Source organism: Nostoc sp. DedSLP03, assembly GCF_034530815.1.
Lineage (GTDB): Bacteria > Cyanobacteriota > Cyanobacteriia > Cyanobacteriales > Nostocaceae > Nostoc.
Genome location: NZ_JAVRCK010000035.1, coordinates 19,777 through 33,357, shown reverse-complemented (window position 1 = coordinate 33,357; position 13,581 = coordinate 19,777). Strand labels below are relative to the sequence as shown.

At 43.5% G+C, this 13,581-nt stretch carries 18 protein-coding genes; 6 read left to right on the top strand and 12 right to left on the bottom strand.

Going from position 1 to position 13,581, the window contains the following annotated elements; genetic code table 11:
* Positions 1-115: 115 nt before the first annotated feature.
* Together metK and RM368_RS18050 are read right to left on the bottom strand one after the other, a co-directional pair.
* Positions 116-1,390 (bottom strand): methionine adenosyltransferase, encoded by a 1,275-nt coding sequence (metK, locus tag RM368_RS18055; RefSeq protein WP_322695335.1) that lies wholly within the window; start codon positions 1,388-1,390, stop codon positions 116-118.
* Positions 1,391-1,650: 260 nt separating this feature from the next.
* Positions 1,651-2,655 carry a phosphoribulokinase gene (locus tag RM368_RS18050; protein ID WP_322675356.1) on the bottom strand — a complete coding sequence of 335 codons (1,005 nt, stop codon included), beginning with the start codon at positions 2,653-2,655 and terminating at the stop codon, positions 1,651-1,653.
* 1,221 nt (positions 2,656-3,876) lie between these two features.
* On the opposite strand from RM368_RS18050, the gene petH reads away from it, so the two are divergent.
* Both petH and RM368_RS18040 read left to right on the top strand, forming a co-directional pair.
* A complete protein-coding gene (petH, locus tag RM368_RS18045; protein ID WP_322695334.1) occupies positions 3,877-5,223 on the top strand; it encodes a ferredoxin--NADP reductase in 1,347 nt (448 codons plus the stop codon).
* 128 nt (positions 5,224-5,351) lie between these two features.
* The gene (locus RM368_RS18040; RefSeq protein WP_322695333.1) at positions 5,352-6,638 is read left to right on the top strand and encodes a homoserine dehydrogenase; all 1,287 of its coding nucleotides are present in this window, start codon (positions 5,352-5,354) and stop codon (positions 6,636-6,638) included.
* A 336-nt stretch (positions 6,639-6,974) separates the two neighbouring features.
* Here the strand turns inward: RM368_RS18040 and RM368_RS18035 are convergent, their stop codons facing one another.
* The 9 genes from RM368_RS18035 to RM368_RS17995 form a co-directional block, all read right to left on the bottom strand.
* Entirely contained in the window at positions 6,975-7,160 is a 186-nt protein-coding gene (locus tag RM368_RS18035; protein ID WP_322695332.1) for a hypothetical protein, read from the bottom strand.
* Positions 7,161-7,630: 470 nt separating this feature from the next.
* Positions 7,631-8,785, bottom strand: coding sequence for a site-specific integrase (locus tag RM368_RS18030; RefSeq protein ID WP_322695331.1), 1,155 nt, complete (start codon positions 8,783-8,785; stop codon positions 7,631-7,633).
* A gap of 145 nt (positions 8,786-8,930) precedes the next feature.
* Positions 8,931-9,263, bottom strand: a complete 333-nt coding sequence (locus RM368_RS18025; protein WP_322695330.1) for a hypothetical protein — start codon at positions 9,261-9,263, stop codon at positions 8,931-8,933.
* Entirely contained in the window at positions 9,253-9,786 is a 534-nt protein-coding gene (locus RM368_RS18020; protein WP_322695329.1) for a hypothetical protein, read from the bottom strand. The genes RM368_RS18025 and RM368_RS18020 overlap by 11 nt, the downstream gene beginning before the upstream one ends.
* A complete protein-coding gene (locus tag RM368_RS18015; protein WP_322695328.1) occupies positions 9,768-10,040 on the bottom strand; it encodes a hypothetical protein in 273 nt (90 codons plus the stop codon). The genes RM368_RS18020 and RM368_RS18015 overlap by 19 nt, the downstream gene beginning before the upstream one ends.
* Positions 10,040-10,552, bottom strand: coding sequence for a hypothetical protein (locus tag RM368_RS18010; protein ID WP_322695327.1), 513 nt, complete (start codon positions 10,550-10,552; stop codon positions 10,040-10,042). The genes RM368_RS18015 and RM368_RS18010 overlap by 1 nt, the downstream gene beginning before the upstream one ends.
* A gap of 10 nt (positions 10,553-10,562) precedes the next feature.
* Positions 10,563-10,817: a hypothetical protein gene (locus RM368_RS18005; RefSeq protein WP_322695326.1), complete on the bottom strand. Its 255-nt coding sequence runs from the start codon at positions 10,815-10,817 to the stop codon at positions 10,563-10,565.
* A complete protein-coding gene (locus RM368_RS18000) occupies positions 10,804-11,274 on the bottom strand; it encodes a hypothetical protein (RefSeq protein WP_322695325.1) in 471 nt (156 codons plus the stop codon). The genes RM368_RS18005 and RM368_RS18000 overlap by 14 nt, the downstream gene beginning before the upstream one ends.
* Positions 11,249-11,551 carry a hypothetical protein gene (locus tag RM368_RS17995; protein ID WP_322695324.1) on the bottom strand — a complete coding sequence of 101 codons (303 nt, stop codon included), beginning with the start codon at positions 11,549-11,551 and terminating at the stop codon, positions 11,249-11,251. The genes RM368_RS18000 and RM368_RS17995 overlap by 26 nt, the downstream gene beginning before the upstream one ends.
* A 53-nt stretch (positions 11,552-11,604) precedes the next feature.
* Between RM368_RS17995 and RM368_RS17990 the strand changes: the two genes are divergently transcribed.
* From RM368_RS17990 to RM368_RS17980, 3 genes are all read left to right on the top strand, one after another.
* Positions 11,605-11,772: a hypothetical protein gene (locus tag RM368_RS17990; protein ID WP_322695323.1), complete on the top strand. Its 168-nt coding sequence runs from the start codon at positions 11,605-11,607 to the stop codon at positions 11,770-11,772.
* A gap of 132 nt (positions 11,773-11,904) precedes the next feature.
* On the top strand, positions 11,905-12,303 hold the full coding sequence (locus RM368_RS17985; RefSeq protein ID WP_322695322.1) for a hypothetical protein: 399 nt from the start codon (positions 11,905-11,907) through the stop codon (positions 12,301-12,303).
* 337 nt (positions 12,304-12,640) lie between these two features.
* Entirely contained in the window at positions 12,641-12,862 is a 222-nt protein-coding gene (locus RM368_RS17980) for a hypothetical protein (RefSeq protein WP_322695321.1), read from the top strand.
* Between the two features lie 8 nt (positions 12,863-12,870).
* Here the strand turns inward: RM368_RS17980 and RM368_RS17975 are convergent, their stop codons facing one another.
* Positions 12,871-13,032 (bottom strand): hypothetical protein, encoded by a 162-nt coding sequence (locus tag RM368_RS17975; RefSeq protein ID WP_322695320.1) that lies wholly within the window; start codon positions 13,030-13,032, stop codon positions 12,871-12,873.
* Between the two features lie 98 nt (positions 13,033-13,130).
* On the opposite strand from RM368_RS17975, the gene RM368_RS17970 reads away from it, so the two are divergent.
* Entirely contained in the window at positions 13,131-13,484 is a 354-nt protein-coding gene (locus tag RM368_RS17970; protein WP_322695319.1) for a hypothetical protein, read from the top strand.
* Positions 13,485-13,581 lie beyond the last annotated feature (97 nt).

The following is a 13,581-nucleotide window of genomic DNA, read 5'->3' as shown; positions in this document are numbered from 1 at the left end:
ACGATATTACTTGTGGATATTCAGGTGGCTAGCAAAAAAATGAGGGTATTGCTAACTTGTTAAGTTGCCAATACCCTCACATAAATAAACTAAGTTTTTGTAGTAGCCTATAAGTCTAAGTTACTGCCTGAGCAACTGCTGCCGAAAGTGACTCATTTGCTGCTTGCTTCAACAATTCGGCTTTATCGGTCTGTTCCCAAGGCAAGTCTAAATCAGCCCGCCCAAAATGACCGTAAGCCGCGACGTCCTGATAAAAACGTCCGCCTCGTTCACTTGGTAAGTTCCGTAAGTTGAAGGTATGGATAATCCCTGCTGGACGGAGTTCAAAGTGCTTGTTGATTAATTCCAGTAAGGTTTCTTCATCCACTTTGCCAGTGCCAAAGGTATCCACTAGAATGCTTGTAGGCCGCGCTACACCAATAGCATAAGATAGCTGGATTTCAACTTTTTCTGCTAACCCGGCGGCGACAATATTTTTCGCTACATAGCGAGCCGCATAAGCAGCAGAACGGTCTACTTTCGTGGGGTCTTTGCCAGAAAAAGCACCGCCACCATGTCGTGAATAGCCACCGTAGGTATCAACGATTATTTTCCGTCCTGTCAGACCAGAGTCTCCTTGAGGACCGCCAACGACAAATTTGCCAGTGGGGTTGACTAAAAAACGTGTCTGATCGTTAGGCTTAATGTCAATATCGCCAAAAACAGGTTCGACCACTGCTGACCAGAGGTCTTGTTTAATTTTGGCTTGTACAGCCGCCTCATCCGTAATTTCCCCAATACTCGCTGCATGTTGGGTAGAAATTAGAATCGTATCAATACCTACTGGGCGTCCATCTTCGTAAGCTACAGTTACTTGGGTTTTACCGTCAGGACGCAGGTATGCCAATTCTCCCGTTTTACGGACTGCTGCCAATCGGCGAGCAATCCGGTGCGCGAGACTGATGGGCAATGGTGTCAGTTCTGGTGTTTCATTGCTGGCAAAACCGAACATTATACCTTGATCGCCCGCACCAATTTTATCGAATTGTTCATCACTATCTTGTTCGCGGGTTTCTTGGGCGGTGTTAACGCCTTGGGCAATATCGGGTGATTGTTCGTCTAAAGCCAGCAGAACGCTGGTACTGTTAGCAGAAAAACCATTGTCAGCATTGGTATAACCAATTTCAGCAATTTTTTTTCGGGCGAGATTGACGAAATTTACATTAGCTTTGGTGGTTATTTCACCAGTGATTAGCACCAAACCAGTATTAACTACGACTTCAGCCGCGACACGACTGCTCGGATCTTGTGTCAATAGGGCATCCAGAATAGTATCAGAAATCTGATCGCAGATTTTATCTGGATGACCTTCGGTGACTGACTCAGAGGTAAATAAATATCGACGAGACAAAAGAAATTCCTCCATCAAGAGTTTGTTCGTTGACTAAATGTGGGTATTTAGTTCAACTACTAATTTCTGAAATCATAACAATATTTATACTTCAGTCGTTAGTATCTTCTTGATATTGATAAAAACCACTAACTATAAGGTAAATATCCGTAAGTAAGATAAATGTATGCTAATTACTTTTTATTTTAAATGTATTTAATAACACAAAAAAAGGAGCACCCGGAAGCGCCCCCACAAGCTTTGACACAAACACTGCTGCTTTAAACCTGAATTGCTAACTTTGCTTCCGTAGCTGTCAACCGCTCATAAGCAGCACGCATCTTCAAACCTGTAAGCACTTGGAAGAAACCAGTTCCATTATTGGAACCTGGATACTCGCGGTGCTGGAGTAACAAGTGAGTCAATTCACCCTGATATTTTGTGGATGTATTGCTGAGATGGGTTTCGATATAAATGACTTCTTCCAAGTTGTCAAATTGACCATCCACCTCTAATACTGAAACATAGCGGCCGTAGTAAACATCTGAACCGTAGTACAATTGCATACCAGGATAAGAACAGGTCAGCTTGCGTCCACAGGGAGTCCAATTGATTGTTGACCCTTCATCAAATAAGTAAGTTGGATCGAAGCCTTCCTTACCTTCCCGCTGGAGCATACGTACCCGCAAGACTCTACGTTCGGTATCATTTTTAATCAAGTTTGTGGGCAATACCTGAAGAACCACATCAGCAAATTCTCTTTGTGGTTCGATAAATTTATCAAAGTCAGGTTTGCGGGAATTGATTTGTGCTAACACATCTTCGTAGCGATGACCGCGTTCAGCCATATCTCGCTGGATTTTCCAGGCAATTTTGACCTCATCGCTAATGTCAAAATAAACACTGAAGTCGATTAGCGATCGCACCCGCTCATCATATAAAGGATGCAGCCCTTCAACAACTATAATATGATTCGGCTCTATCCGCTCTGGCGGATCGATCAAGCCGGTTTCGTGGTTGTAAATCGGCTTATCAATCGCTTGACCACTTTTGAGCGCTTTAATTTGCTCATACATCAGGTCAAAATTGTTTGCTCTGGGGTCTAGTGCCGTTATCCCCGTTTCTTTGCGCTGTTTGCGATCTAGGGAATGATAGTCATCCAAGCAGATAACTGTCATTAACTCTTCACCAAACAAATCGATCAAACGACGCAAAAACGTAGATTTACCGCAACCAGAGTCTCCGGCTACTCCAATCAGTACCACGCGTTCCGGCTTACTTGTCATAAATCTCCTCTAAAATACTAAAGTTGTGTCAATAATTTTTCACACAGCAGATTCTGAAGCCAGGAGTTTACCCCTTTGGTTTTTCCTGCGTTCTTGCTACCTAGCACATCTATAAGACACCAAGCAAGTAGACAACAAAGTAATTAAGTTGCTACTCGTCGGACTAGCCTGAATGTTGGTGCCGGTAAGTATTTAATCCTAGTGATATATTTGATTTTAACAGAAGGGGGTATCCCATACAAGATTGCTGTCAAGAAGAATTAACGTGGTTCCTCAATCATTTTTTGGTTAATTTAGTTGTTAATTTAAAAATGGGGATCGTTACTGCCCATCAGTGTTGCACCTTTATCTGTCTGCTACTTGTGACTATATAGAATCAAGCGTATAAGGTATAATTTATTATTGCAGCAAAATTGCCGCAAATTTTCTAATGTTCCTAAATTGTAATTCCTGCTCGACAACACTTAATATATTCAAAGCAAAAATCTATCCAACGAATGAGGAAATAACTTGCATTACCCAAATTGTTGGCTGTAAATTGATGAATATGCTCGTATAGAAGCGTTGACGTTATGGCAAAGTACTGATGCAAGGTTGACAGATTTTTCACATCAAGTGAAACTAATTACATCTGCTGAAATTATGATTGTCTATCTCGTGATATTTGTGGCTGGAATTGTCCTAGTTATGTAATTGTCCATAGGTAGGTGATGAAGATAGCTAACAACATTCCAGAAGAGTAGTAGATTTGGAGAAGTAAAACCAATCGGAAGAAAACCTTCCTTTGTTGACATTCTCCGATTTAAACCCCTGGAGTAAGCAAGCACAAGGGAAGGTTGTGGAGGGTTACTTCAAGCGCTAGAAGCTACCGCTCGAAGTAACTCTCCGAGAATATATACTATTATGAGTTGATCGTAGGGTACTAAGGTAAAAAGCTATCTCCCTAATGGGGGTGGTAGTTAACGAAAAAAAGATTAAATTGATTCATTATTAACATTCTCCACAAGACTTATCCTTTACCTTAGAAGGTGAACAGGTGTGTTTTTTGCTATGCCTGCATGTCTTTGGTGAGTGTACTTAGCAAGGCATTAATTTAATGATGCCGTTTTTCCTTCTTTCTCCAGTTTTGTGAAACGAAAATCCGGTAAACTAAAGCTGGCAAGGTAGGGGAATAGTTTTTTTTGAAAAACGGTTAAGTAAATTATCGGAGTGGTAGAACGAATGTACAATCAAGGTGCTGTTGAGGGTGCTGCCAACACAGAATTAGGTAGCCGCGTCTTCCTTTATGAAGTAGTGGGTTTGCGTCAGAGTGAAGAAACCGACCAAACTAACTACCCAATTCGGAAAAGTGGCAGTGTGTTCATCAGAGTGCCTTACAACCGCATGAATCAAGAAATGCGACGTATCACTCGTCTAGGCGGCACAATTGTTAGCATCCAACCCGTAACTGCTCTAGAGCCAGTTAATGGTAAAGCCTCACTTGGGAATGCTACAAGCGTTGTCAGCGAGTTAGCAACATCTGGGGAAACTGCTGACAGTGAAGGGAATGGTAAAGCCACACCTGTAAATGCTGGTAGTGAAGCCAAAGGCCTCGCTAAATCATCAGCTGAAGAACAGCTCAAGAACAAGGACAAGAAAGGCAACACCATGACTCAAGCGAAAGCCAAAAAAGACCACGGTGAGGTTCCTGTTAACACTTACCGTCCCAATGCTCCGTTTATTGGCAAAGTAATATCTAATGAACCTCTAGTCAAAGAAGGTGGTATTGGTATTGTTCAACACCTGAAATTTGACATTTCCGCCGGGGATTTGAAGTATATAGAAGGTCAAAGTATTGGGATTATTCCACCAGGATTAGACAAGAACGGCAAGCCAGAAAAACTTAGACTCTATTCCATCGCCTCAACTCGTCATGGCGATGATGTGGACGATAAGACAGTATCACTGTGTGTCCGCCAATTAGAATATAAGCACCCAGAAACTGGCGAAACAGTCTACGGTGTTTGCTCTACACATCTGTGTTTCCTAGAACCAGGAGCAGATGTAAAAATTACAGGGCCCGTGGGTAAGGAAATGTTGTTACCCGACGATCCTGATGCTAATGTGATCATGATGGCAACCGGAACAGGTATTGCCCCCATGCGAGCTTATCTGTGGCGTCAGTTTAAAGATGCGGAAAAAGCAGCTAACCCAGAATACGAATTTAAAGGATTCTCTTGGCTAATATTTGGTGTGCCGACAACTCCAAACCTTTTATATAAGGAAGAACTGGAAGAAATTGAACAAAAATATCCTGATAACTTCCGCCTCACTCCTGCCATTAGCCGCGAACAAAAAAATCCTCAAGGCGGTAGAATGTACATCCAAGACCGCGTAGCAGAACATGCTGATGAATTGTGGCAGTTGATTAAAAACGAAAAAACCCACACCTACATCTGCGGTTTGCGAGGTATGGAAGAAGGTATTGATGCAGCCTTAACTACTGCTGCTGCCAAGGAAGGCGTAACCTGGAGTGATTACCAGAAGCAACTTAAGAAAGCTCATCGCTGGCACGTAGAAACATACTAAATTAGTCATTAGTCATTAGTCATTTGTCATTAGCAAAAGACAAAGGACAAATGACAAAGGAAACAGGATAATCAGTAGGTAGGGCAAACGCTCTACCTATAATTGTTATTGGTGAAATTGGGTGCAAAATGGGTGTGAAACTAGGAATACTGGGATTAGGCACCGTGGGAACGGGAACAGTGCAGTTGTTGCAAGATAGTACTGGGCGTCACCCATTGTTGCAAGAGATAGAAATTTATCGGGTGGGAGTGCGATCGCTTGATAAACCCCGTGCAGTAGAATTGTCTACGGAAGTAGTAACAACAGATTTAGAATCAATTGTCAACGATCCGGCGGTAGATATAGTTGTCGAGGTGATGGGTGGATTGGAGCCGGCGCGATCGCTCATTCTCAAAGCTTTAAGTAATGGTAAGCATGTAGTCACAGCCAATAAAGCAGCGATCGCCCGCTTTGGAGCAGAAATTTTCACAACTGCCAATCAAGCAGGCGTATACGTCATGTTAGAAGCCGCTGTGGGGGGTGGTATTCCAGTAATTCAACCCCTAAAGCAATCTTTAAGTGTTAACCGAATTCATACTGTAACAGGCATCGTTAACGGTACAACAAACTACATCCTGACGCGGATGCAAACAGAAGGCAGCAACTTTAATGATGTTTTAGCTGATGCCCAACGTTTGGGTTATGCTGAGGCTGACCCCACTGCTGATGTGGATGGCTTAGACGCAGCTGATAAAATTGCCATCCTGGCATCATTAGGCTTTGGTGGACGGATCAACCTCCAAGATGTTTATACTGAGGGGATTCGGCAAGTGAGCAAAACAGATATTGTCTACGCCGAAAAATTGGGATTTGTGATTAAATTGTTAGCGATCGCTAAACGTGATACTCCCTCATCTTCTCTTTCTGTCAGAGTTCATCCTACCTTAGTGCCTCGAACCCACCCTTTGGCTAGCATCAACGGCGTTTACAATGCCATTCTTGTTGAAGGAGAACCTATAGGGCAAGTAATGTTTTTTGGCCCCGGTGCTGGTGCTGGTGCAACTGCTAGTGCTGTCACTTCGGATATTTTGAATTTAGTTGCTGTCCTCAAAACTAATACAGCAGTTACAAATCCATTATTAACTTGTGGGCATCAGGAATATTGCCAAATTGCGCCGATGGCAGAACTCATAACTCGATTTTATGCCCGTTTTCTTACGAATGACCAACCTGGAGTTATCGGCAAATTAGGGACTTGCTTTGGTAACTATGGCGTTAGCTTAGAGTCAGTTGTCCAAACAGGCTTTCAAGGGGAACTAGCTGAGATTGTAGTTGTTACCCATGATGTACGCGAAGGCAATTTTAGGCAAGCTTTGGCAGAAATTCAGAATTTATCAGCGATCGAAAGTATTCCCAGTTTACTGCGCGTACTTTGAGATTGTTGGGAGTCAATATTATTCGGTTAAGGTAAGAGACGCGATGAATCGCCGTCTGTACAATAATCAGTCTTTCGTCTTGATGGCGATTTCTCGCATCTTTGGCGATCTAGAATTTTCATCAAAAAACTTTAACCGAACCGTATTGAGTCGGGAGTAAGGCTCGTCAAGTCGGCCCCAACAAAAACAGTTGAAATGTTGACATCGTTAATCTCGTTGACCATAACTTTAGTGTCAGCTGATACCATCCACAAGCACCAATCTATAAAAGATTCAGCGATAACTGGGCTTTGTCCTTCCAGCTTGTAATAACGACTAAACATAATCTCCATTTTGTCACTTCAAAAAATCCCAGCTTTCAGCCAAAGGAATCACCCAGACAAAGACCTCGTTATATTCGTCAGTTCGGGGATGCTTTTTAAAAGCCCTGCCACCACTGATTAATACTTCTGGGTAGTCTGGTAGTTCTGGGAGTTTAATTGTTTTGCGCTCACCATCACTACGAATTAAAACAACTTCCATTCCGTTTTTGTCACCTCAGTTTCTGTCTGGATTACTTAAATCCTGAAGACATTCATAGAAAATCAACACTCTCATTGATTTGTAGTAAGTTTTTTCTATTAGTCTAAAAAACAGCAGCGCCTGAAGTCTATTCACATTGCCAAGTCCGTTTTTGTCTCATTGTCGCTAAAAGCCTTATTTTAATCGCCCATTGGACACGCTAGACATTCCACTGGGCGATAAGCGTTTTTATTCAAATTAGTCAAAACTTTAGTGGCGTTTATCCTTGAGTGATGAGGCTTTGAGAGGTTGCCGCAAACTCAATTTAGTCAAGAATTAGTCAAAAGGTTTTTTGAAGGGCTGGAAGTAGTGGGTGACGAGGGATTTGAACCCGCAACCAATAGATTAAGAGTCACAGTTTCATGACAATTGCAATGCAAAAGCCCAGCAATTAGCTGCTGGTTAACTCAAAATTAGAAATTACAAATTCATCATTCTGGAGGCACTGGGCGATCGCTTTTATTTATTGCCAGGTCGAAAGCTCTCTGGTGATGCTCGGCGTTGATCCATGCATGGTAGAGGTTACTGTGAACTGACAGACTGTGCCCCATCTGCTGCGCTGCAAGGGTTATATCAATTCCATACTCTAGAGTGCGAATAGCCCAAGCATGACGCAGATCGTAAACCCTAAATTGTAAACCGTCATTTCGTCTAAACCTTTGAGTAACAGTTCTGCCAATTGCAGAATTACTTCGATTTAAATTGATGTCGGGGATTTTGACATTTTGCAACCCAAATGAATCAAACCACTCTGGATGGAAAGGCCAGATTTTTCTATAACCAGTCTTTCCAGCGAGGACGGTAATAATTTTATTCCCTGCTCGTAACTGCTCTAAATCTAAGAAAAATACTTCATGATTTCTCAATCCGTAAGTGGCAAGCATTCCAAATATCCACTGCCACTTCGCATCGACTAAATTTGAATGGCATTCAAGAATTAATTTATCTGTCGGCAGACTACGGATCTGTCTACTTCTATAGCCATAGCTTCCTGAATAAGAACTAGGGTTAAAATCAAGGTCAGCAAATTTAGCCAATAATCGCAGTGTCAGACAAAATCGTTTCCGGGTTCTAGTATCTGGTGTGGTTGTTAAAATGGCTTGCTTTAGTACTTCAGCATTAAGTATTTCGTGTTGAGGCAGTGTTTTAAAAACTGTCTGATATTCAACCTTCCATGTACTTTCTGTTTTAAAGTTACGTTGCCTTTTCTCAAAATAATCTTTCTCGAATTCTTGAATCAATTCACCAATAGTTTTCACTTTACTATTCTGTGGTTCTGATTTTAAATAATCGTTCCAATCAAAGGTTTTAGTATCGAGTCTCAGCCTGAGAAGCTTACCTTCCTTCTCAGCAAGTTTTACCCCGTCGAGGGTAGCGACAGTAATATTTATTTTTTGTTGATGCCAGCCGTTTTTTAATGCCAAAGGTTTTGGGGGAAGCGTTGCACGCAAATAAAGCCTGCTGCCAATTTGTTCAATTTTGATGCCGTAAATACGGAGTCTTCCGTTAGCCTCCTTAAGAGCGTGTTCAATATTTTTCATGAAATTCCCATTAAAAATCCATCCCAAAATGAAGTAGGTTTTCATCTACTTCTCATTGGGATAAATTCACTTGCTTTCAGTTAGTGGTTTCGTGCGACAGTAAAGGCTTAGAAGAGTGGATCAGACATTGACTTAATTACTTCTAGCGATGAATAACTTGCGATCGCACTCCTCAGAAGCGCGATCGCCTTCAACTTTTGAAAGGCTCCATAACTCTGCCAGCAATACCAGAAATAAAGCCCAGAGACACGCCACACCAGACATAAGAAGGTCTGACAAACATAGTGGCAATGCCAATAACGCCAGACCAAAACAGACCTGTTGCTAATATCTTCAATCCTTTACCCTGTTCATGGCTGTTCAGGGCTTCGGCAATGATCCGCGAGTTCTCCAGCGAGGTAGTAATTTTGAGAATATCCGCTTGGCATTCGCGCTCAATTCGCGCGATCGCATCTCGATCCGCCTTGACTGGAGACGATGCCATTTTGACAAGCACCAAACTTAGCACTTCGTTACCATCCATTCCTCTGTCCCTCCTCTAAAATTTGTTGCAACAGATGCTCTGCTTCGTCCCACTGACGACCACCCATTTTGAGAATCTGCTCAATAACATAGGTTTTACCTTTGACTTCCAAAAGCGACTTAATCGCCAGATAGAAGACTTTCTCGCTGGAAGTGGAAGTTTCTTTAGTTCGATCCGCGCTCGGCTCTTTATATAAGTGTTCCAGGCTGGTGGTTAGCTCTTGCTTAACTTCCGGCGGGTAAGTCGGTGCATCGCTGTAGGCTTCGTAAAGTGCCTGCTCTTGCTGTTGGGTGTGCAGCGCAAATTCGGTTTGCTCTAACTCTTGGTTCATAGCCGCAAGTGCTGCACGTCGAGCATCCTGGACAATCAATCGCCGCGATTCTTGAACAAGTTGCACTGATGCAACAAGTGCCAAGCTGTAGCTGATTCCCTTGGCGATCGCGGGAACTGGAGAAAGTGCAGTTAACCAAAAAGCCGCAGCACTAGCTAATAAACAGTTGGTTTTCACCCACCGAGAAGCCATGACAGCATCCCTCCCAGAACAATCGAAACTGCGATCGCAATCAGCAAGGCATAATAATCTGGTTCAGATAGCTTGAGAAACTGTCTCGCCGCGTCATCTGTCAGCAATGCAAGCGCTAATGCAACACCACACATAATGTAGATAACCCACATCACACGGAATAAAGCAGGATGCAGCGCCCCTAGCCAAGCCACTGAGCTAGAGGCGATACAGCCCAGAAGGAACCAAGCCCCCAGGTGTACCGCCTTTGCCATTAGTATTTTTCCTTTATTTTGGCTTTGAGTTCGTCAATTCGTTGCTGGGCTTTGTTTTCAGCTCGGTCTAAACCAAAACCCAGTTTTGCATATTCTGGTCTGAGCGTGTGCAGATGCCTTGCTGTGGAAGCATCAGCGCGTTTTTTCGTCAGTTCGCTATCAGCAACTCCCTTGATGTAGTTACGATGGGCAGTGTGTACCTGTGTGTCCGATTGTTCGAGTTTTTTCAGGGACTTGTAAGCGCGTTTCGCCTGACGCGCTTCAAGTGTTTTTTGAGTTGCAACTCGCTTGAGTGCGTCAGCCTCAGCCTTATTAAAGTAACGTGGTGTATCATTGACGGGTGCTGTCCTGACAGTCTCCCAACTCCCCGCATTCACTGGGTTAATGACGGTTGGATCTGTTGGAGATAGCACCTTGTTTTTATCTATGCCGTGTCCCCCGGTGGAAAGGGACGATTCATTACTCTTGTTGGTGGACTTTGCAGCGCTGGTAATTCGTGCAAGGATTCCCATTGTTTACTTCCTATCTACAAACTTGAATCTTTACTTTCTCTAACTGCTGGCTTTGCGCTTTCATTTCGCGCAATTGCACTTGATCCGCACTTTGGTAAGTGGAGATTGCACCTATACTTAAACCGGCGACTAACGCAGCTGCAAGCATGACTAAAAATGCAGCAAGATTATTCCCGGCTGGTGCGGGTTCTGGATCGGGAACTGGGTAAAATTCCCCAGTGAACGGCACAACTTTGCTGGTGCGCTGCTGCTTAGTCTGTTTCATCTCCTCCCTCCAAAAGTCTTGGCTGATAAGTGGGTAAGAGTAGATGCTCGGTTCCGGCGTTGATGGCAGCGCGGACTGATGTTTGCACTATTTGGCGCTGTTGGGGTGTGGGATTGTCCCGCATCTGCTTGATGCGTTGCAATGTTCGCCCCGGCAACAATCGCCAGTATTCCTCTGCAAGTCGCTGTGCATCCTCCTCTAGAAGCGATTCAAGCAAATCGGGTGCGTCGGATTCTGCATCAATTTCTGCATCGTCATCTGTTGCAGTTTTCGTTGCACGGTGGGACTTGAGCATTTCAACTCCCGCATCAGTCCACAGTTTTTGCCCGTGCTGATCGATTGCAACGTGAACGTCAACCTGGAACACTTCAGGGTGGCGACGCATCCACGAACGGATGGTACTTTCTGGAATGCCCGTTTCTCGCGCTGCTTCAGGAGTGGTGTACAGGTTCGGCATTCTGCCCCCAGCGAACTTGATCGATAATCGCTTGCATGATTCCTGCCTGGTCAGAGAGTGAGAGCTTATCTCTCATGTCTTTTGCGATCGCAAAAATTTCACCCCGAACATCTCCGTCTAGCTGGCAACCAATATGTGATGCCAAAACGGTGAGAATAACCAGCTTTTCTCGCTTGGTCATTTTCTCAAATGTGCTGCCGTACTCCTCTTGAATTGTTTCTAGGAGCGAATTATCGCCTGGAGTATAAGCCGTGTAGTAGCCTAATGGCTTGGACATTGGTAAAATCTCCTTAAGATCAAAACCTTTTAATTTGTTGTGTTGGCGATCGCTTGCGAGTAGCGATCGCCTTTTTACTTGCACTGCTAACCCTGCGACGCTACGACTTACGGGTGAATGCAGTTGTCAGTTGTCAGTTGTCAGTTATTGGGCATCAGGTACAGGGTGTTTCCGCGCAAGGTGGCGCGGGTGCTTTCTCCGGTTGCAACGCAAAGGGTTAGGCGTTGGGGAGCGATGCTGTGTTGCAAGTTTTGTCATACACAACTTTCTAATGCTATATTGTCATACATAACTAAGTCAATGGTTTTGTACAACAAAATTATTCCGTAATACAATATGGTGGGGATGACGTTGTGATTTTAAACTTAGATGGCAAGGCCCAAGAAACTAGCGGAAGATTCGATGATAGTCTCAGTGCGAATGAGTCGTGCGGACTGGGAAAACTTCGAGACAGTAGCCCAAGCTATGGGTTACAGCAAAGCAGATTTGCTCAGAATGGTTGTCGAGGGGAAAATTCCAGTGGGGCAAGTGCCCTCAAACGAAATTCAGATAATGGGAAAATCCTCCAGCGCCTCAAACTGATTGAGTCTAAGTACTCTAATTACGTTGAGAATCAACAAAAACAGCTTGAGGCGCAATTAATTGAAAGTAAGACTCATAAACTAGAGCTTGCCCAAGAAATAGCAGAGCTAGAACAAGAAATTTATAATCTGATCTCAGAGTCCTCTGACAACGAAAAAGAACAAAAATAAAGCCGTTTGCCTATTTGGGTAAACGGCTTTATTCGTGGCGTATCGGCTCACTTGAAATCGGAGTGCGATCGCCACGAACTGCTGCTTTATTAGCGAACTCTAGTAAAACTTGATACTTAAGTGATGAATAGCAATATTTTGAGTTACGAGAAAAAGTTCAAACACAAATACGGGTATCTTCTGATGCAAGCATCAATAGACCCCGTAGATGGTGGAATGAGTTGCTCTACCAACTCAATTCACTATGGAAATTTTAGTCAATCTCATAATACTTCTGTACCTCGTAATTGCAGTAATACAGCTAATCGAATATCTTCACTGCCGATGGAAAAACTTTATGGCGCATCGTGCCACCACTCCACGCGGCAAAGTCTCTCACTCATACCGGAACGATCCAACAAACAGAGCATTGCAAAGCGATTTACTCATCTTGCTCAAAGGAGATGTAGCCACAGCAAAACGCCTTTTACTACAGCAGAGACGACGAAATCCCGGCAAGTCAGACAACTGGTATCTAGAAAAAGTAATTTACGACTTGGAACGCGATCAGCGTTGGTAATTAATTCCTCAATACTCAAAGTTTTGCGGCGGCTGACCAGCACTAGGAACAGCCGCCATTTTTATTGACCAATCTTGATTACTAACCATGAAAATAATTCTAAAAATCACCACTGGGGAAATAGTCGCAACAAAGGAATTGGTCGGCTTACTTGAATTCCCTGGTTTCATTTTCCATCAAGGACATCTTTACAAACGAGTAGAACAAAGTCTCTCGGAGGCAACTTACCAGTGGGAGCCACATTTGCATATCTAACACCCAATGACCAATGACAACTCAAACAGCAATCAACCAATTAGAAACCGAGATTAATCGCTTGGGTTGGACATGGCAGCATCCGCGAATCCAAAAATTCCTTCAGGAGTCTGCCGCTAAAGTGAACCGCCCTGTTCCCAATATCACAGCCCTTTCTCATAAGTACATTGTCCATCTAACCAAGCTTGTTCATGCCTACTGGGAATGTCAGCACATCATGGGAATTCTAGCTATCGACTGGAAAGATCCTCAAATAATTGCCACGTTCCAAAAATACGGTTATCCCAGCAGAATGCCACTGAAGGGATGGGAAGAACTCGTTAACGAACTGGACAAAAGGTGGTTTGAGTCAGGAGGTGGATTCTAAACAGCAACTAGGCGAATTGTCGCACAAAAAAAAACTCACCAACTTAGACATTGGTGAATCAATTACCAAAAAGATTGAGTAAAAAATGAACAAATAC

Coding starts and splice junctions, on each gene's coding strand:
- RM368_RS18035 (WP_322695332.1), bottom strand. CDS start 7,160: ATGGAAGTTGTTTTAATTCGTAGTGATGGTGAGCGCAAAACAATTAAA.
- RM368_RS17995 (WP_322695324.1), bottom strand. CDS start 11,551: ATGTCCAAGCCATTAGGCTACTACACGGCTTATACTCCAGGCGATAAT.
- RM368_RS17975 (WP_322695320.1), bottom strand. CDS start 13,032: ATGAAACCAGGGAATTCAAGTAAGCCGACCAATTCCTTTGTTGCGACT.
- RM368_RS18010 (WP_322695327.1), bottom strand. CDS start 10,552: ATGGGAATCCTTGCACGAATTACCAGCGCTGCAAAGTCCACCAACAAG.
- RM368_RS18025 (WP_322695330.1), bottom strand. CDS start 9,263: ATGGATGGTAACGAAGTGCTAAGTTTGGTGCTTGTCAAAATGGCATCG.
- RM368_RS18030 (WP_322695331.1), bottom strand. CDS start 8,785: ATGAAAACCTACTTCATTTTGGGATGGATTTTTAATGGGAATTTCATG.
- RM368_RS18015 (WP_322695328.1), bottom strand. CDS start 10,040: ATGGCAAAGGCGGTACACCTGGGGGCTTGGTTCCTTCTGGGCTGTATC.
- RM368_RS18005 (WP_322695326.1), bottom strand. CDS start 10,817: ATGAAACAGACTAAGCAGCAGCGCACCAGCAAAGTTGTGCCGTTCACT.
- petH (WP_322695334.1), top strand. CDS start 3,877: ATGTACAATCAAGGTGCTGTTGAGGGTGCTGCCAACACAGAATTAGGT.
- RM368_RS17970 (WP_322695319.1), top strand. CDS start 13,131: ATGACAACTCAAACAGCAATCAACCAATTAGAAACCGAGATTAATCGC.
- RM368_RS18020 (WP_322695329.1), bottom strand. CDS start 9,786: ATGGCTTCTCGGTGGGTGAAAACCAACTGTTTATTAGCTAGTGCTGCG.
- RM368_RS18000 (WP_322695325.1), bottom strand. CDS start 11,274: ATGCCGAACCTGTACACCACTCCTGAAGCAGCGCGAGAAACGGGCATT.
- RM368_RS18050 (WP_322675356.1), bottom strand. CDS start 2,655: ATGACAAGTAAGCCGGAACGCGTGGTACTGATTGGAGTAGCCGGAGAC.
- RM368_RS17980 (WP_322695321.1), top strand. CDS start 12,641: ATGGCGCATCGTGCCACCACTCCACGCGGCAAAGTCTCTCACTCATAC.
- RM368_RS18040 (WP_322695333.1), top strand. CDS start 5,352: ATGGGTGTGAAACTAGGAATACTGGGATTAGGCACCGTGGGAACGGGA.